This is a genomic window from Streptomyces sp. NBC_01450 (assembly GCF_036227505.1).
Classification (GTDB): domain Bacteria; phylum Actinomycetota; class Actinomycetes; order Streptomycetales; family Streptomycetaceae; genus Streptomyces.
Genome location: NZ_CP109480.1, coordinates 5,953,457 through 5,970,689, shown reverse-complemented (window position 1 = coordinate 5,970,689; position 17,233 = coordinate 5,953,457). Strand labels below are relative to the sequence as shown.

The following is a 17,233-nucleotide window of genomic DNA, read 5'->3' as shown; positions in this document are numbered from 1 at the left end:
GGGTTCTTCGGGCAGGCATCCCCCGACGGAGGACAGCGCTGGCCAGGGGGCAATTTCTGGAAACCCCCTGTCACGGCGTGCCTTCACCGCTCTACCATCGGCTTATCCGTAGCAGGCTCCCCTCCGTTTCTGCCCGACGGCTCGTCAGCGTGCGAGCCACCAGCCCTACGGAGCATCGGGGGATGCACATGAACAGCGTTCCGCAGCACCTGCTGAGCGAGGACCGCCAGGATTACGAGCGGATCCTCGATGAGGCGCTGCGCTCCGCCCCACACCGCCCGGAACTCGCCGCTGTCGGCCAGCGGCTCAACGCCGAACAGCTGCGCACCATGGCGCTCAACGCCACCGCACTCGTCACGGTGGCCGCGGCGACCGAGTACGCGCATTACGTGAAGGTCCGCGAGGAACTGCGCCGCCCGGCGCCGTCCACCCCAACCGTGAACGAAGGAGTCGGCTCCGCGGAGCCCGGCACGACCGCGGTGGGGCTCGCCGCCACCATGGGGGAGGTCACCGAGACCGCCGGAGCCGGCGCCATCGCGGTCGTCGCGGTGCTCGCCCCCGTCCTCGCCGGAACAGCAGCGGTCATCTTCCTGCTCGTGGGATTCCTCCTGAAGGCCCTCACCCCCGAGCTGGCGTTCGCCCAGACCCTCCTGACCACCGGGTGGGTCTTCGGCGCGGTCACGGCGGCCGCGATCCTGGTCGCCGCGGTCGGGCTGCTGCTGACCGCTCTGCGCAACGGCTCGTCCTCGCTCCAGGCCGGAGCGCCCGACGAGCTGAACGAGGAGGTGGCCCGGGCCAGGGAAGCCTGGCACGAGGCCCTGCTGGAGCGCGGCATCATGCCGTTCCTCCGGGAGGCCCTCGCCGATCCGGGCGCGGCGGCACTGAGCCGTCCGTCACCGACGCCGACCACCGGTCGTATGCCGCACCTCGGCTACAACCGGCCGGGGTTCAGCAGCCCGGACGGCGGGCCCGCGGCGGGCCCGCGCCCGAGCTTCACCAGCCCGGACTTCACGAGCCCGGACTTCGGGGGGCCCGAGCACCAGCCGGAGTGACACCCGGTGGGCCGACACCGGGGTGACGGGAAACGGGGGGCCTGCGCCGATACGGCGTGGGCCCTTTTGCCGCCGCCCGCCCGCTCACCGGCGCCCACTCCGCTCGTCCCTCTCGTACGGTCCCGCTCGTACGGTCCCGGCGCGCCCCGTCAGATGATGCCCAGCCCCCGGGCCGCCGTCATCCAGGCCGGGAACTGGGAGAGCAGCCGGTCGTACAACTCCGGGTCCGGTACGCCGCCGATGTCGTCCACCGCGAAGAACCCGACGTTGTCGACGCGTCGGCCGGGCAGTGTGTCGAACCGCTCCAGCACGCCGTAGTTCGACCGCCCCAGGCCCACGAACTGCCAGAAGATCGGCTCCTCCACCGCGTCTCTCAGCTCCTGCTCGATCTCCTTGTTCCGATAGACACCTCCGTCGGAGAAGAACAGCACCAGCGTGGGATCGACAGCCGGATGTTCTCGCACATACGTACGTACCGCGGCGATCGCCTTCTGCTCCTCGTTCTGGATACCGACCGACCGCATGTCCACCTGTCCCGGCAGCAGGCCCTTCCGCGGCTTCTTGCTCCGCCGGAACAGGCTCAGCTCGCCGACCCGGACATGGAGGCTCAGCCACTCGGGCAACTCGCCCAGAGTCAGGTCCGGCAGCCGGGCCGCGTGGGAGGCGAACGTCCACGCCTGCATCACCCCGTCGTCGTCCAGCTGCGCCGCCACCGCGGCCATCCGCTCCACCACGTCGGCCACGACGCCCTTCGAGTACAGGAAGGACATGGAGCCGGAGGCGTCGAGGATCAACACGACGCGCGTCGTGACCCCCTCCGCCCCGTGCTTCCGCAGGCTGACCGCCACCTGCTCCTTGCGCAACGAGAGCCGCTTGCGCATGTCCACGGGCAACCGCTCCTCGCCCTTGCTGAGACGCGGGGAGGAGGCCGGGGACACCGAGGGCGCCGGGGATACCGGCGGGGCGCCCGCAGCGGTGGAGGCAGCCGTCCGCGAGCCCGACGCCGGCAGCGCGGGCGACACCGTCGCCGTGCCCCTGGGCGAAACCGCCGGCTCCGGCCCGGACACACCGGCCCCGTCGGACTCCACGCTGATGCCGAAGTCGGTGGCGAGACCAGCCAACCCGGACGCATACCCCTGTCCGACCGCCCGGAACTTCCACTGACCACCCCGCAGATACAGCTCGCCCCCGATGAATGCCGTCTCCGTCGTGGCCTCCATCTCGAAGCGCGCGAACTCCTGCCGGGTCCCGGCATCGAGCAGCCGCAGCGTCAGTCCCGACAGCTCGCCGAAGGTGCCTCCGTCGGCCGAGGCGCACAGGACGACACGCTCGATCCCCGGTTCCAGGGCGCGCAGGTCCACCTCGACGGTGTCCGTCGTGCCACCGCCGTCCAACTGCTTCCCGAGATGCCGTACGGCGCCGGAGGCGTGCTGCGGCTGGTTGTAGAAGACGAAGTCCCCGTCGTCCCGCACACGTCCGCCCCGGCCGAGCAGAAGCGCCGAGGCATCCGCGTCCGGCGCACCGGCCCCTCCTCTCCAGCCGAGCACGGCCCGCACCGCCCCGGCGGCGACGGGAAGGTTGGCGCCCTTGCTCATGGAAGTCGATGCCATGCGCCCAGTCTGCCGAGAGAAGCCGGCCCGGGACCCGTTCGATACGCCTGATGTACGCGGCGAACGGCTCCGGGCGCGGCTCCGCGTGCGTTCGGCTCAGTCGGCGAGCGGCAGATAGACCCGGTTGCCCGTGGCCGCGAACTCCCTGGACTTCTGCGCCATGCCCTCCTCGATCTCTGCCTTCGTGCCTCCGTGCTCACGGCGGATGTCCTGCGAGATCTTCATCGAACTGAGCATTACTTAAAGCCACACATGCGCTACGGTCGTTCCACCAGCCCGTTCAGCGGACCGAGGGGGACCCCGTGAGCAAGCGCGAAGAGGTCATCAGCAAGTTACGAGGCGTGCCCGAGGGACTGTCGTCCGTCGAGGAAGTCCGCCGCATGGTGGCCGCCGATCCCAATCTCAAGTGCGTCGTCTGCTACGCGCGGATCTCGTTCGACGGCCGGGTGAAGGACGCCCACGGCATCGAGGACCAGCACCGCGACATGGCCAACGCCGCCGCGAGGTTCGGGTGGCTGATCGTCTACCGCTATACGGACAACGACAAGAGCGCCAGCAAGGAGAGCGTCGTCCGCGACGACTTCGAGCAGCTGCTCGACGATCTAGCCGTCGGGACGACCCCCGAGGGGTACCCGATCCACGGCGTCATGGCCGCCAACGACGACCGTCTGTACCGGCGCCCAAGCGACTGGGAGCGCTACCTGAAGGCGTTCACCGCGCAGGAAGACCGCGTCTACCACGACTCGAACGGCGTGCAGGATCTGTACGCGGAAGGGTTCGAGATCAAGGGGCTTGTGGGTGTCGCCATGTCCCTCAGCGAGACGAGGAAGAAGCAGCGGCGGAGCCGAAACAGCCACCGCAGCCGAGCGATTCGCGGGCAAGCCGTCGCAGCGTGGCGCCCCTTCGGATGGGAGGACGACAAGGTCACCTTGCGCCCGAAGGAAGCGGACGCGATCCGGAAGGCCGTGCACGACGTGATCGCCGGAGCCTCAATCTCGGAGATCACACGGCAGTGGAAGGAGGCCGAGTTCATCACGAGTCGCGGCAACCCCTTCCAGTACCAGACGGTCAAGCAGGTACTGATGAACGCGCGACTGTGCGGGTACCGCGAGATCAAGGGTGAGCTTGTCCGCGACGGCGATGATCAGCCAATTGTGGGCGAGTGGAAGTCGATCATCACTCCCAAGCAGTGGTTTGCCGTCACGGCCAAGATCAGGGAGCGCGGAGGCGGAACCGGCATGCCGCGCGGTGGCTTGGTCCACAAGTACCTGCTGACAGGCATTCTCCGGTGCGGTCACGTGCTGGAAGACGGCACCGTCTGCAACAACAAGATGATCGGGATCAAGGCAAACGACTGGCTCAAGTACCAGCACGCCTACATGTGCAAGAAGACCGTGGACGGCGGTTGCAACAGGACGTACAAGCGCGGCGACAAGACGGACGACACCGTCGAGAGGCTGGTGATCAGGAAGCTGACGAAGGACGCTGCGAGCAAGGCCCAGGATGTCCCCGACTGGGACAAGGCCGAGGCTCTGGAGCGAGCGATCAAGAGCCGTAAGGAACTGGAGCGTCGTTGGCACGACGACGAGGACACGGACGTCGACGACGAGATGTTCTTCCGCAACCTCCCGGTGTTGGAACGGCGGATCAAAGAGCTGCGTGCGGACGAGGCCAAGCACGAAGCCTTGAAGGCCGAGGCGGAAGAGGCGGAAGAAGACATCGACAAGGCATGGAAGTCGAAGACACTCACGCAGAAGCGCGATGCGATCAAGAAGGTCATGAGTGCGGTGGTCGCGTTGCCGGGAGGCAAGGGCAACAAGACCTTTGATCCGGAACTCCTCAAGCCTGTGTGGCGGACTTCCGGCGGATGAGCTGAAGTCCGAGGATCTCCCCCACACTCCGCAACTGATCATCGGAGAGTGGGGGAGATTCGCGTATCTGTCGCTCGATCCACGCGTCTACAGCGGCTTCCTCGCGCTCTGCCTGGGTGAGCTCCGCTCTCGGGACATTCAGACGGCGTCACCGCCCAGGGGCCGAGTCTCTTCACGGGCGAACTCGCGACTCTGAACAAGGTCTTCGGCGATCCCAGCCGCGATCAGTGCAGCGCCGGGGGTGTGGCCGGAGCCGACGTAGCGCCAGTTCCGTTCGGTGACCGCGTCGGGCATGTGGGCATGGCCCATGTGGTGAGCCCGTTCGGCGCGAAGTGCCGCGTACGTCGTCGAGTACGTCCGGGATTTGGTGAGGATGTGGCCGCGGTAGCCGAGCGTGTGAGCCCAAGCCCGGAGGCGGAGGGGCTCGTACTCGGGGACGTCGCCGAGACGCCAGCAGGTGCGCATGAGGGTGCGGACGTGTTCGCTCACGGGTGCCGACTCGATGTCGCCCCAGGTGGCGAGCGGGTGGTCTGTGCCGGCGCCGGTCTCGCTCGCGCCCTTCGTGACGTACTTGGCCACGTACGCGGCCACCGCGTCGTCGTCGGGGCCGTCGCCATCGGTGTGCAGTGGCCGGGCGTCGACCTGGGCGCCCCAGTGGAGAGCCAGCTCACCCACGGCCGGGCTGTGCGGCGTGCGGACCAGGACGCGCCGGGCGGAGGCGCGCACGGCCTCGATGAGCAGTTCCGCGGTCCCCCACGTCGGGGGTTCGTCGTCGGATCCGTTCGGGCCGTCGAGGCGGACGACGGCGTGCACGTGGACGGCCGCCCGTTTCTGGTACTCGGCGACGCGGGCGAAGGACAGCCGGGCGTGCTGGGCGAATCGGGACTGCACGATGCCGACCGAGGAGGCCAGACGCCGCCGGACGTCGATGACGAACCGGTCCCACAGCTTGGAAGCGTGTGCGTGCCACAGCACGTGGCCCGAGTAGTTGTAGCAGTCGACGCACAGCGGTTGACCGACCAGGGGATCAGTCATGTCGTGGACGGCCCCGCAGCCGAGAGGGCGCCCGTGGTCGCACTCGGCCCCCTCGCGACGGGGGTGACAGCGCTCCCCGGCGCGGTGCACGGGTCCGAAGGACGGGGCGGTCAGGGTGACGAAGAGCCGGGGCCGATGGCGGACCGTTGCCGGGACGTTCTTGCCGCCCAGGAGGCCCGCGCGGACGAGGTGGAAGGTATCCCCGGCGTGGAGGCGCGAGCAGGGGGCGCAGACGGTCGCGCGTCTGTTGCGGCAGCGGACGAGGAGCCGTTCGCCCGGTTCGGTTCGGGTGTCGTAGTGCTGGAGGATCTCGCCCGTTGTGCCGTCCAGGGTGGTGGTCGAACCGGAGAGGTGGACGGGGTGGGAGCAGCCGCCGATTGCGGTGATCTGCTCCAGCCAGCGGGTGAACTGGGGATCTTGGGCGATGCGGATCGCGTCGCGGTCTGTTTCGGGGAGCTGACGCAGGCGCGCCGCGCGGTCGAGAGCGGCGCGCCTGTCAGCCGGGGTGAATCCGGGTGTGATGGTGGTGACCTTCCGGGGTGAGCCGCCGAAGCGGCACGGGTAATGGTTGGTGGCGCGCAGTCGTCCATGGGGATCACTCCTTGCGTGGTCGGGGGTGCTTACGAGGTCAGCGGATGGTTCCGGAGCCCCGGCAGACGCGGCAGCGGCGAAGCCGCCCGGTCCAGGTCCTGCGGGCTCCGTCGCCCTTGCAGTGGGGGCACCTCACGCGGGGCATGGGCATGGCGTTGGTCCTTCCTGCCGGTCTAGAAGTGGGAGAAGCCGCTCAGCACCCAGGTCAGAAGGCCGTTGATCGTGAGGCTGACGGGGGTCTGGCCGAGGTACATGCCGAAGAGGGCGATGCAGACCGCTTCCCAGGCGCGGACGTCCCGGGACCGGATGAGAAGGAAGGTGATGATCCCGAAGACCACCACGAGGGACACGGCGGTACCTGTGCTGATCACTTGTCGTCTCCTTCGAGCGCTGCGAGGGCACGGTCTATGGCGGGCAGTGCGGGGGTGAGGGCCGCGTGCTTGCGGGCCGTTGCCGAGGCCTCTTCGGTCGAGGTGAGGTGGGAGCGGGCGCGGCTCCAGCCGCCTTCGGGCCCGGTGCAGACGGCGACGCCCTTCTCATCCGGGGTGATCGACTGGGCGACGACGACGGCGTCCTTGTTGAGGTCGCCGAGGGTCATCTCTGCCGTGCCGGGGTCGTTGACCCGGTGGCAGATCCGGCCGCCGAGCTGGGCCCGAAGTGCGGTGACGCCGGGGCCGAGGTCGGAGCCGACGCGTTGGCCGGCGACGACCAGGTGCATGCCGAGTGCGGCACCGAGTTGCGCCAGGCGGAGCAGGAGGGTGGAGCACTGTTCGGCTTCTGTCTTGCTTTCGCGTCGGCCGTCGGAGAGGTAGAGCTCCGCGATCTCGTCGACGATCACGACGACCGGTATCGGCCGCAGCTTCTCGGGCAGTTCCCAGATGGAGCGGACCCCAGCCGCGCGGCAGGCGCGCATGCGCTCTTGCATGTCGTCGACGAGCGCGGCGAGTACTGCGACCGCTTCACGGCGGCAGGTGGTCAGTGCGCTGAGCCGGTCGGCGAAGAGGCCGAGTTCCATGCCGCCCTTGCAGTCGATGCCGACCAGGGCGACGGGCTGCGGGGCGAGTTGGGTGATCAGCCGGGCGAGGAGAGTGGACTTGCCGGAGCGTGTGGCGCCGGCGATGAGCCAGTGCGGCACGAGCCGCAGGTCCACGACCCACGCTCGGCCGCTCTCCAGTACGCCGATGAGTGCGGACAGGAGCGCGGCAGGCGCGGAGGCTAAGCCGGGCCGAGCCAGCGGATCACTGGCGGTTGCGGTCAGCAGTACGAGGCCTCGTTCCGGCGAGGTGACCCGTACCGCGTGCACCTTCCAGGCGTGCACCAAGGCGTCCGCCGCTTTCATGTAGGTCGCGGGGGTCTGGCCCGCATGCAGGCGCACGGTCGCCGTCAGCCCCAGGCGGGTAGCCCGCGGGAACGACAGCCGGGGAACAACCGGCCGCAGCGGATCGCCCTTGACGACCAGGTCCCCGAGGAGCCCGCGGGGCGGACGCCGCGATACGGAGAGGTCGTTGAGCATCGCGACCTTGCGCCAGGTGAACACCACCCGGCACGCGGTGGCCGGGTATCCGGCGAGGTACCAGTGCCAGGCCGGACGGTGCCGCCGCAGCAGGTCACCGAAGACAAGCACCCACGCGAACGCGGCGAGTCCGAAGGCGAGCATGATCGGTCCCATCACGCGTCACCGCCCTTGGCGTGCGCGGGAGCACCGTGTACGGGGGTGATGGCGTCGGCGCGGAAGCTGATTCCGTGCCGGTCGCCCATGGCCCAGGCGAACGCGGTCAGTCCGGTGACCTTGAGGATCTGTCCTTCCTCGATGCCCTTCGGCTCACCGGCGACGGCGATCTCGATGACGGAGATGCGCCGTCCGTCCTGGCGCACCGTGACGGCCACGGAGTAGATCGTGTTTCCGTCCCGGTCCTTCTTCACCTCCTGTGTCTCGAAGTTGCTGATCTTTGCTTCGGGCGCGATGGCGCACCGCAGTACGCCCAGTCGTGCCGTGTCCACGGGAATGGACTGCATTGCGTGGCCTCCTTGGCCAGACGGGACGCCTGACATATTCAGACGTCACTTGTCCTTACGAGTGATGACTATGCGGCTCTATACGGCGAGGGGTCAACTACTTATGCTGACGAGTGATGTCGCGCGTGCGACGTGCCTACGACTTCAACCCGAAGGTGCCGAGATGACGGAGATCCAACGCCCCGGAGCCCTCTACCAGCAGGTCGCCGCCGCGATCCGGGAAGCCATCCTGAAGGGCGAGTTCACGCCCGGCGCCCCGCTTCCCTCCGAGGCCCAGCTCATCGAGCGCTACAAGGTCTCCCGCCCCACCGTCCGCAACGCCGTCGCAGCCCTGCGAGCGGAGGGCCTGATCGAGGTGCGGCACGGCAAGGGCAGCTTCGTACGCTCCGACGGCCCGCCCTCCGTCACCCTCGAACGCCGGATCAGCCGCACGGCGGAGGGGCGTTTCGTGATGCCCAACGGCGCCGTCTGGGACGAGGCCGAGGAACCCACCCCGTACCGCACACACACCACCACGGCTACCGGACAGCTCCTCGAACTCGGAGCGGAAGAAGCCCTCTTCGGCTGCGACCGACTGCTCACCGACCCAACCAGCGGCACACGGGCGATGCACCGCACGCTGATCCCGTTCGAGACGGCCGAGGGAACCCCGTTGGCCAAGGCTCCGGAGGCCAACCCAGCAGCGGTGTACGAGGTCCTCACGCAGGCCGGGCACAAGCTGTGGTGGTCGGAGACAGTCCGCGCGCGCATGCCATTGCCCGACGAGCGGACCGCCCTCAAGCTCCCGGACGCAACGCCGATCCTGCACCTGAGCCGCGTCACGCACGGCACCAGTGGCCGCCCATTGATCCTGGAGGAGCTCCGCGTCGGGGCGGACCGTGCCGAACTCGCCTACCGGATCACCGCCGACAAAGAGCCCGCGCGGCGCGCCCAGGGCTGACCGGCAACCAGCATCGGTCGAAACAGCCTTCACTTCCTCAAGGGCGCGCCTGCGGCGCGCCGGGCCGCCCGGCCGCCCCGGCCGGGCGTGCGGCGTGGCCGCCGGTCCCGTCCAGTCGCCGGACGCCCCCGACCGCAGCACGCCCAAAGAGTCGAGGCGTCGACCGGACGGCATGGGCCGGGGCCCACGGGGCTGGAGGTCGCCGGCCTCCGAGACTTTAGACAGCTCCCATGGGGCGAGCCTCGAAGAACAGGGGGCCGATCGGGCTATTGCGGGCAGGTCCAAGGACTGCCCGATCCGCTGGCGAGCGTAAGGCCCCCTGTTCACTCGCCCCATGGCAGCTACCGTCCAAAGTCTCTGCGGCCGGCGACGTGCCCACGCGCGCCACTCCCCAGCAAAATCACCCTTCATGCCGCACCGCCGCTGCCCGGCGTGACCGCCTCCAGGAGCACAGCAAGCCGCTCCGCCGCATCCGGCCAGCCCGCCACGCGCACGACCCCGCGCCCGCCCTCGTCCGTCGAGGCCACCGCCCGCAACTGCGACAGTTCGAACCCAGCACCGAGCAACGCCCGGTTCAGCTGATCCGCCGCCTCCCGAGCACCGCGCCAGCCCGCCACGTAGTCGACCCCGGACACCCACAGACCGCAGTCCGCGCCCGCAACGTCGAGACCGTCACTCAGCCAATCCTCACCCGAGCCAGCCACCTTGCCCACCTCTGCCCTGATCTAGATAACGGATCGTCAACTCTCTTTGCTTCAGGGCAGATGCGCAGCGCAGCGGCCCCGGTACCATCAGGCACCGGGGACCGCTGCGTCCCCTCCCGGACCACCCCGGTAGCTGCCAGGCGAGGGGGTGGTCCGGTCTCGGTTTTCGGTTGTGAAGCGCGGCCCCCTAGGGACCAGGTGGGGAACCCGGCCGATCAAGCCCAGGAGACCGCGCCCCGTTGGCCGGAGTGATGGCTCCGGCCCCGAGCCGCCGCCCACTCCCGATCGACAGGGAGTAACGAGGGGGCGACGGCCCGGAGATTGTCAAAGCTGCCTGTCTCCGGTTTCGCCGTCGAGGTCGAACCGACACCACACGGTTTTGCCGCCCGGCTCCTCCGGCGTCCACCAGACCGCCGCTGCCAAGCGCTGAACGATCAGCAGTCCCCGGCCGCTGTCGGGTAAGACCGCTTCCGCCAGCTCCCCCAGCAGGCCCGGGGAGAACGTGTCTCCCATCGGAAGCAGAGGAGGTGTCGAGTCCTCGTCGGTGACCCCGACGAACAGCCACTTCGGCCACAGCTTGAAGGTCACATCGATGCGCCGAGTTCCACCGGGATGAGCCAAGCAGCGGTCCGGCACCGCATGGTTCACCACGTTGCCGACGAGTTCCGAGACGATCAGCCGGGCATCGTCCACGGCCGCATCCGCACCCGTACCCCGAAGGAACGTGGCCGTCATGTTGCGCGCAACGCGAAGCGTGTCGGGGAACTCGGCGAAGAGCGTGAGCGTCACGAAGTGCCCGGCCGAGGAGGGATCGGGTGCCACGTACCAGTGGGCGAACGCATCCAGTTCGCTCACCACGTGCTTGTGCTGCTCTGCTCTTCTCGCATCCATGCACAGCCGCCCGTCTCTGGTCACGTCTGCCGGGGCGTTCCGGCAGGGTGGACAGAGAGTGCCCCCCTTGTACCGGCCGTCGCTCCCCCCTCTTGGGGACCCCCCTCGTGGGTACACTCGCCAGACGGACACAGAAGGAACATCAGGTCAGGTCAGTCACAATGGGGAAGTGAAATGACCGAAGCTGCTCCGACACCGGCCGCGTTGCCGCCGCACGTGCTGGAACGCGCGGACGTGCGCTCAGCAATCGCCAACCACGACTTTGGCGAGGTCTTCAGACTCGCCCGGCTCCACGGCAAGGTCAGCTACGCCAAGATCGCCGAGGCAATCGGTTACAAGCGCGAGCACATCGGCAAGATGGCGCGGCCGGAGACCGACGGCATGGGCGTTCGCCCCCGGATCACGCAGCACCGCAAGATTCTTGAAGTGGTGGATGGGCTACGGATTCCGGGCCACCTTGCGGGACTGGCTCCACGTCCGTGGGAACTGGAGCGAGGGGCGACCATTTCGGTGCCCGAAGACCCAAGCGCCCTGCTTGCCCAGGGTGGTGCAGGACTTTGGGACGTCGCCGAATTGCTCCGGCGGACCGAGATGTCCAGCATCAACAGCGCGGCCCTGGAGTCGATCGAGCAGGGCATCGACCAGTTGGCTCGCGCCTATCCCTACGCCGACGCCGACTATCTCCACCAGCGCACCCGGAACGGCTTGCAATACGTCACCAAGCAGCTCGAAGGCCGCATGACCTTGCGCCAGCATCGAGAGCTTCTCGTTGACACCGGTTGGCTGTTCCTGCTGAACGCGTGCGTCCAGTACGACCGAGGGCAGCGGGAGGCCGCCAACCTCAGCAAAGCCGCAGCGCTCCGGATCGGCGATGAAACCGGACACGGCGAGATCAAGGCATGGGCCTGGGAGATCGAAGCATGGTTCGCCCTCACCCAAAGCCGTTGGGACGACATGCTCCGCGCCGTCGAAGCCGGACACTCCGCCGACCAGACACACTCCGTCGGCGTGCAGCTCTACGCACACAAGGCACGCGCCGCCGCCCGCATGGGAGACGCCCGCCTGGTCCGCGATTCCCTGGACGCCGGCCGCGCAAGGCTCGACCGACTGCCCCGCCCGGACCACCCCGAGCACCACTTCATCATCGACCCGGACAAGTGGGACTTCTACGAGATGGACGCATACCGCCTACTCGGAGACGACGAACGCGCCGCAGCCCACGCCCGATCCGTGATCCGCATCAGCACGGGGCCCGGCGGGACCGAGATATCTCCCATGCGCGCCGCAGAGGCCCGCCTCACGCTCGGAGTCGCGGCCGCCCGTACCGGGGACATAGAAGAGGCCGTAGGCATGGGCACCACGGCCCTTGCCGCCGACCGCAAGTCGCTCCCCTCCCTGCTTTTAGTCGCCGACGAGTTGGACAAGGAACTCCGCTCCCGGTACCCCCGGGAGGCCGCCTCACGCGACTTCCACGAACGGATCATGACCATCAAGCGAGGCACCACTCAGCCTGAGCTCCCGTTCTAGGACAAGCATTGACCATCTCGCTGCGCAGGCCGGTCTACTACCCCGTGCGACTTCGGGGTAGTAGACCGCGGTGCTGGGCTGAGCTGGGCCCTGACGGGGGTACCTCAACTCTTGACGGCCTCTGCGATCTGCAGGGCGGCCTGGGCAGGCGTGAGGTGCGTGGTGTCGACGACCTCGGCCTCGCCATGTAGCCACGTTCGAGCCGCCTCGGCGTAGGGCTCAAGGTATTCGAGACGGAATGGGGAGGGGCCAAGAACAGTGTCCCCCTCGATGCGTCCACGGAGGGTGTCTTGGTCAGCGTGGAGGACGAAGTGCCGTACTGGAATGGCATGTTGGGCGAGGCCCGTGCTGATCTCGCGCCAGTACTGCTCAACCAGGACGGTCATGGGCATCACCAGGGTGCCGCCGGTGTAGTCGAGTACGCGGCGGGCGGTCTCGACGACGAGCGGCCGCCACGGCGGCCAGTGCTGGAAGTTGCCCGTCCAGGGCAGCCCCGGCGTGATGTCCATGAGCGTCTCGCCGACCTTCTCGGCGTCGAACACCCGTGAATCCGGGATCAACTGCTGCACGAGTGCACTGGTCGTCGTCTTGCCTGCGCCGTGGGTGCCGTTGAGCCATACGATCATGGAACCCCACGCTAGCGCCGTGCGGGCCGCGGGAACGGGCACAGCAGAAATCCGGTACGGCTTCGGCGTTTCTCAGGGTGGCGCCAACCACCAAGATCAGGTGTCACCTACCCGACCGCACCCCGCCCCCGCCTCGCGTCGCTTGACGGGTTCGCTGTCAGTGGGTGCCGATAAACTGGTGATTTTGACCCGCAACAGCCGACAGACACAACATGTAGTGGCGCGTGGAGCTGACAAACCCACAAGTTGTGGTTGATGCAGGTTTTTTGACGACAGACACGGTACGATCACCCGCAGCGCGAAAAACCCCAGCCCGGATGTGCCGAGTTGGGGTCGGCACCTGCCTGAGCTGGGGTCTATATGCGTTTCGAGGCGCCTGTTGACCCTACATGGAGTCGGCTTCTTCATGAAGCCTCACGGCTCTTCAGGCTCGTGTCCAGCTTGAAGGGTGGGTGATCATCATGGCCGTAAAGAAGATCAACCCTGGCACCCCGGCCCCCGATTCCGGGCAGTACCGTCCGGTTGGGGGCGGTAGCGAGGTGACCGCCGTACAGGGCAAGCCCCTGCCTCCGACCCCCAAGGCCGGTCAGGGGTGGAAGCTGGTCGACAAGACCAAGCACAAGCCCAAGGGCAAGTAGGTAGCGAGGGGGCAGGCCCGACGGTCTGCCCCCTCGTCACGTTCAGTCGGCCAAGGGCAGGTACACCCGGTTCCCGCTGGCCGCGAACTCCTTCGACTTCTGGAGCATGCCCTCCGCGACCTGCTCAGCCGTCGCCCCCGCAGCCGCCGTACCGCCGAACTGCTCTGTGATGCTTTGGCTAATCTTCATCGAACAGAACTTCGGGCCGCACATGGAGCAGAAGTGGGCCGTCTTGGCGGGCTCGGCCGGGAGGGTCTCGTCGTGGAACTCCCGTGCCGTGTCCGGGTCGAGGGCCAGGTTGAACTGGTCCTCCCACCGGAACTCGAAGCGGGCGTCGGACAGCGCGTCGTCCCATTCCTGCGCACCTGGGTGCCCCTTGGCGAGGTCGGCTGCGTGGGCGGCGATCTTGTAGGTGATGACGCCGGTCTTGACGTCGTCACGATTGGGCAGGCCCAAGTGCTCCTTGGGCGTGACGTAGCAGAGCATGGCCGTGCCCCACCAGGCGATCATCGCGGCACCGATGCCGGAGGTGATGTGGTCGTACGCCGGCGCGACGTCCGTCGTCAGCGGGCCGAGCGTATAGAACGGAGCTTCATCACAGATCTCCTGCTGAAGGTCGATGTTCTCCTTGATCTTGTGCATCGGGACGTGTCCCGGGCCCTCGATCATCGTCTGTACATGAAAACGCTTCGCGATCGTGTTGAGTTCCCCGAGCGTCCTCAACTCCGCGAACTGAGCAGCGTCGTTGGCGTCCGCGATCGACCCGGGCCGCAGCCCGTCGCCGAGCGAGTACGTGACGTCGTACGCCGCGAGGATCTCGCAGAGTTCCTCGAAGTTCTCGTACAGGAACGATTCCTTGTGGTGCGCGAGGCACCAGGCCGCCATGATCGAGCCGCCGCGCGAGACGATGCCGGTCTTGCGGTTCGCGGTGAGCGGCACGTACGGCAGCCGCACGCCCGCGTGGACCGTCATGTAGTCCACGCCCTGCTCGGCCTGCTCGACGACCGTGTCCCTGTAGATCTCCCAGGTCAGCTCCTCGGCGCGGCCGTCCACCTTTTCCAGAGCCTGGTAGAGCGGCACCGTGCCGATGGGGACGGGGGAGTTGCGCAGGACCCATTCCCGCGTGGTGTGGATATTGCGGCCGGTGGACAGGTCCATGACCGTGTCCGCGCCCCAGCGGGTCGCCCAGGTCATCTTCTCGACCTCCTCCTCGATGGAGGAGGTGACGGCGGAGTTGCCGATGTTGGCGTTGACCTTCACCAGGAACCGCTTGCCGATGATCATCGGCTCGATCTCCGGGTGGTTGACGTTCGCCGGCAGCACCGCGCGGCCGGCGGCGATCTCCTCGCGTACGACCTCGGGGTCGACGTTCTCGCGGACCGCCACGAACTCCATCTCGGGCGTGATGTCGCCCCGCCGGGCGTACGCGAGCTGCGTGACCGCCTCTCCGGGACGGCCCCGACGTGGCTGACGTGGCCGCCCCGGGAAGACCGCGTCGAGGTTGCGCAGGCCTCCGCGCGGCGACGTGTGCTTGATTCCGTCGTCCTCGGGACGGACGGGACGGCCCGCGTACTCCTCGGTGTCGCCACGGGCGATGATCCAGTTCTCGCGCAGCGGCGCGAGACCCCTGCGTACATCGGTGTCGAGGCTCGGATCGGTGTACGGGCCGGAGGTGTCGTACAGCGTGACGGACTGCCCGTTGGTGAGGTGCACTTGACGGACCGGCACCCGCAGGTCGGGGCGCGAACCCTCGACGTATCCCTTGTGCCAGCCGATCGACTTCCCGGCCTCCCGCGGCTGTTCGCCCTCGGGCGCGGCAGGCGCCCCATCCATCTGGCTGGAGGCAGGCGTGCGTACGTCCTTGTTGGTCATGAGACCTACTCCCTACGCCGGCATTACCCGGTAACAGGTTCGGCGGTCGACGCAGCGGATTCCGTCTGCCGACGTCTGTTGTGAAACGTCACTCGTTCCACGTGAAACATCGCTAAGACGGAGGTCAGCGCCCTCTCAGCCCGGTGCTCCGAGCTCCCGCGTGTGCAAAGGTGCCTCCACGCTAGCGTCATATCTGGCGCGGTGAACAGAGGGCCTTCGCCGTTCTTGCGATGATCGGTCGGTGACCACAACGCATCAGTCCCCGTTCCCGCCGTCCGAGCCGCCGCGCCGACGCGGTCCCGGAGACGGCCCTGGACATCGCTCCGGAGCCGGACACGGACACGGGCCGGGCGATGGCCACGGCCCCGGAGGCGGGCATGGGCACGGACCGGGTGAAGGACGCGGGCACGGCGCCGGGGACGGACCCGGGCATGGGTCCGGGGACGGGCCCGGGCATGGGTCCGGGGACGGGCCCGGGAATGGACACGGGCCTGGGGACGGGCACGGGGCGGGGCACTCGCACAGTCACAGCCATGGACCCGCCGCGCCCGTCTCCAAGCATCTGCGCAAGGTCATCGCGGCCATTCTGATCCCCTTCGCCGCCGCGGTCGTTGTGGGTCTCGTGGTACTCTGGCCGGGTGGCGCCCCGTCCCACGAGCGCACCGGCGTCGGCTTCGACCGGCAGACGCAGCAGGCCACGGTCACCAAGGTCGACAAGGTCAGCTGCAAGTCCGTGAACGCGTCGGGGGAGACCCCGACCGGCGACACGTCCACCGCCGAAGGCTCCTCCGCGCAGCAACAGGCGACGGGCGACTGCAAGAAGGCGACGATCCGGATCGACACCGGCAAGGACAAGGGCCGCACGTTCACGGAGATCATCCAGCCGGACCAGTCACGGCAACTGCACGAGGGCGAGAAGGTCGTGGCCGCGTACGAGCCCTCCGCGCCCAGGGATCTGCAGTACTCGGTCACCGATGTGAACCGGAAGTTCCCGATGGCGCTGCTCGCCGGGATCTTCGCGCTGGCCGTCGTCGTCGTGGGCCGGATGCGCGGTGTCATGGCACTGATCGCACTGGCCATCAGCTTCCTGATCCTGACCTTCTTCATCCTGCCGGCGATCCTGCAAGGCTCGAACCCGCTGGTCGTGGCCGTGGTCGGGGCGAGCGCCATCATGCTGATCGCGCTCTACATGTGCCACGGCCTCTCCGCCCGTACGTCGGTGGCGGTGCTCGGCACCCTGCTCTCCCTGGTGCTGATCGGCATCCTCGGCTCGGAGTTCATCGGGTGGGCGGCGCTGACCGGCAACACGGACGACAACACCGGTCTGATCCATGGCCTGTACCCGTCCATCGACATGAGCGGTCTGCTGCTCGCGGGCGTCATCATCGGTTCGCTCGGTGTCCTCGACGATGTGACCGTGACACAGACGTCGGCGGTCTGGGAGCTGCACGAGGCCAGCCCGACGATGGGCTGGCGCGACCTGTACCGCGCGGGCATCCGGATCGGCCGTGACCACATCGCGTCGGTCGTCAACACGCTGGTCCTGGCGTACGCGGGTGCCGCGTTGCCCCTGCTGCTGCTCTTCTCGATCGCGCAGAGCAGTGTGGGCACGGTCGCCAACAGCGAACTGGTCGCCGAGGAGATCGTGCGCACCCTGGTCGGCTCGATCGGTCTGGTCGCCTCGGTGCCGGTGACCACGCTGCTGGCCGCCCTGGTGGTCTCAGCGGACCGCCCGGCGGCCCCGGCCGCCGCTGCGGAGCCTGTCGAGAGCAGGGCGCCGGCACGCGGCGGGAAGGGCCGTCGCCGCAAGCACTGACGCCTCCCCGCGCTTACGTCACCGGCGAGGAAGCGTTACGCCAC

Annotated in this window: 15 protein-coding genes and 1 pseudogene; 6 read left to right on the top strand and 10 right to left on the bottom strand. The window is 68.2% G+C overall.

The features are described 5' to 3' along the window. The first annotated feature begins 182 nt into the window (after positions 1 to 182). A complete protein-coding gene (locus OG568_RS26585; protein WP_266583805.1) occupies positions 183 to 1,052 on the top strand; it encodes a hypothetical protein in 870 nt (289 codons plus the stop codon). A gap of 149 nt (positions 1,053 to 1,201) precedes the next feature. Here OG568_RS26585 and OG568_RS26580 read toward each other — a convergent pair whose 3' ends face one another. Continuing rightward, positions 1,202 to 2,662, bottom strand: coding sequence for a VWA domain-containing protein (locus tag OG568_RS26580; RefSeq protein ID WP_329533375.1), 1,461 nt, complete (start codon positions 2,660 to 2,662; stop codon positions 1,202 to 1,204). A 96-nt stretch (positions 2,663 to 2,758) separates the two neighbouring features. Further along, a pseudogene (locus OG568_RS26575) lies at positions 2,759 to 2,890 on the bottom strand (thiamine biosynthesis protein ThiC); the annotation flags it as partial. Between the two features lie 257 nt (positions 2,891 to 3,147). Between OG568_RS26575 and OG568_RS26570 the strand changes: the two are divergent. Further along, on the top strand, positions 3,148 to 4,533 hold the full coding sequence (locus tag OG568_RS26570) for a recombinase family protein (protein ID WP_443077769.1): 1,386 nt from the start codon (positions 3,148 to 3,150) through the stop codon (positions 4,531 to 4,533). A gap of 138 nt (positions 4,534 to 4,671) precedes the next feature. Here the strand turns inward: OG568_RS26570 and OG568_RS26565 are convergent, their stop codons facing one another. The 4 genes from OG568_RS26565 to OG568_RS26550 all read right to left on the bottom strand — a co-directional run bounded on the left by OG568_RS26565 (position 4,672) and on the right by OG568_RS26550 (position 8,175). After that, positions 4,672 to 6,033 (bottom strand): replication initiator, encoded by a 1,362-nt coding sequence (locus tag OG568_RS26565; protein WP_329536459.1) that lies wholly within the window; start codon positions 6,031 to 6,033, stop codon positions 4,672 to 4,674. A gap of 299 nt (positions 6,034 to 6,332) precedes the next feature. Beyond that, entirely contained in the window at positions 6,333 to 6,530 is a 198-nt protein-coding gene (locus OG568_RS26560; protein ID WP_329533374.1) for a hypothetical protein, read from the bottom strand. Continuing rightward, entirely contained in the window at positions 6,527 to 7,828 is a 1,302-nt protein-coding gene (locus OG568_RS26555) for an FtsK/SpoIIIE domain-containing protein (RefSeq protein ID WP_329533373.1), read from the bottom strand. Before OG568_RS26555 ends, OG568_RS26560 begins: the two co-directional genes overlap by 4 nt. Further along, positions 7,828 to 8,175 (bottom strand): SCO3933 family regulatory protein, encoded by a 348-nt coding sequence (locus tag OG568_RS26550; RefSeq protein WP_329533372.1) that lies wholly within the window; start codon positions 8,173 to 8,175, stop codon positions 7,828 to 7,830. Before OG568_RS26550 ends, OG568_RS26555 begins: the two co-directional genes overlap by 1 nt. 163 nt (positions 8,176 to 8,338) lie before the next feature. On the opposite strand from OG568_RS26550, the gene OG568_RS26545 reads away from it, so the two are divergent. Next, on the top strand, positions 8,339 to 9,115 hold the full coding sequence (locus OG568_RS26545; RefSeq protein ID WP_329533371.1) for a GntR family transcriptional regulator: 777 nt from the start codon (positions 8,339 to 8,341) through the stop codon (positions 9,113 to 9,115). Positions 9,116 to 9,522: 407 nt separating this feature from the next. Here OG568_RS26545 and OG568_RS26540 read toward each other — a convergent pair whose 3' ends face one another. Both OG568_RS26540 and OG568_RS26535 read right to left on the bottom strand, forming a co-directional pair. Next, positions 9,523 to 9,819 (bottom strand): hypothetical protein, encoded by a 297-nt coding sequence (locus tag OG568_RS26540; RefSeq protein ID WP_329533370.1) that lies wholly within the window; start codon positions 9,817 to 9,819, stop codon positions 9,523 to 9,525. 324 nt (positions 9,820 to 10,143) lie between these two features. Continuing rightward, entirely contained in the window at positions 10,144 to 10,710 is a 567-nt protein-coding gene (locus OG568_RS26535; protein ID WP_329536458.1) for an ATP-binding protein, read from the bottom strand. 174 nt (positions 10,711 to 10,884) lie between these two features. Between OG568_RS26535 and OG568_RS26530 the strand changes: the two genes are divergently transcribed. Then, a complete protein-coding gene (locus OG568_RS26530) occupies positions 10,885 to 12,237 on the top strand; it encodes a tetratricopeptide repeat protein (RefSeq protein ID WP_329533369.1) in 1,353 nt (450 codons plus the stop codon). Positions 12,238 to 12,341: 104 nt separating this feature from the next. Here OG568_RS26530 and OG568_RS26525 read toward each other — a convergent pair whose 3' ends face one another. Then, positions 12,342 to 12,863 (bottom strand): ATP-binding protein, encoded by a 522-nt coding sequence (locus tag OG568_RS26525; RefSeq protein ID WP_329533368.1) that lies wholly within the window; start codon positions 12,861 to 12,863, stop codon positions 12,342 to 12,344. 461 nt (positions 12,864 to 13,324) lie between these two features. Here OG568_RS26525 and OG568_RS26520 point away from each other — a divergent pair, with 461 nt between their 5' ends. Then, positions 13,325 to 13,501, top strand: a complete 177-nt coding sequence (locus OG568_RS26520) for a hypothetical protein (protein ID WP_329533367.1) — start codon at positions 13,325 to 13,327, stop codon at positions 13,499 to 13,501. Between the two features lie 42 nt (positions 13,502 to 13,543). Here OG568_RS26520 and thiC read toward each other — a convergent pair whose 3' ends face one another. Further along, positions 13,544 to 15,373, bottom strand: a complete 1,830-nt coding sequence (thiC, locus tag OG568_RS26515; RefSeq protein ID WP_329533366.1) for a phosphomethylpyrimidine synthase ThiC — start codon at positions 15,371 to 15,373, stop codon at positions 13,544 to 13,546. Between the two features lie 241 nt (positions 15,374 to 15,614). On the opposite strand from thiC, the gene OG568_RS26510 reads away from it, so the two are divergent. Next, entirely contained in the window at positions 15,615 to 17,189 is a 1,575-nt protein-coding gene (locus tag OG568_RS26510) for a YibE/F family protein (protein WP_329533365.1), read from the top strand. The last annotated feature ends 44 nt before the right edge of the window (positions 17,190 to 17,233 follow it).

Bases quoted from the DNA above. Each gene is read 5' to 3' on its own strand.
- OG568_RS26545 (WP_329533371.1), top strand. From the start codon at position 8,339: ATGACGGAGATCCAACGCCCCGGAGCCCTCTACCAGCAGGTCGCCGCC.
- OG568_RS26530 (WP_329533369.1), top strand. From the start codon at position 10,885: ATGACCGAAGCTGCTCCGACACCGGCCGCGTTGCCGCCGCACGTGCTG.
- OG568_RS26525 (WP_329533368.1), bottom strand. From the start codon at position 12,863: ATGATCGTATGGCTCAACGGCACCCACGGCGCAGGCAAGACGACGACC.
- OG568_RS26535 (WP_329536458.1), bottom strand. From the start codon at position 10,710: ATGGATGCGAGAAGAGCAGAGCAGCACAAGCACGTGGTGAGCGAACTG.
- thiC (WP_329533366.1), bottom strand. From the start codon at position 15,373: ATGACCAACAAGGACGTACGCACGCCTGCCTCCAGCCAGATGGATGGG.
- OG568_RS26555 (WP_329533373.1), bottom strand. From the start codon at position 7,828: ATGGGACCGATCATGCTCGCCTTCGGACTCGCCGCGTTCGCGTGGGTG.
- OG568_RS26550 (WP_329533372.1), bottom strand. From the start codon at position 8,175: ATGCAGTCCATTCCCGTGGACACGGCACGACTGGGCGTACTGCGGTGC.
- OG568_RS26585 (WP_266583805.1), top strand. From the start codon at position 183: ATGCACATGAACAGCGTTCCGCAGCACCTGCTGAGCGAGGACCGCCAG.
- OG568_RS26580 (WP_329533375.1), bottom strand. From the start codon at position 2,662: ATGGCATCGACTTCCATGAGCAAGGGCGCCAACCTTCCCGTCGCCGCC.
- OG568_RS26570 (WP_443077769.1), top strand. From the start codon at position 3,148: ATGGCCAACGCCGCCGCGAGGTTCGGGTGGCTGATCGTCTACCGCTAT.
- OG568_RS26520 (WP_329533367.1), top strand. From the start codon at position 13,325: ATGGCCGTAAAGAAGATCAACCCTGGCACCCCGGCCCCCGATTCCGGG.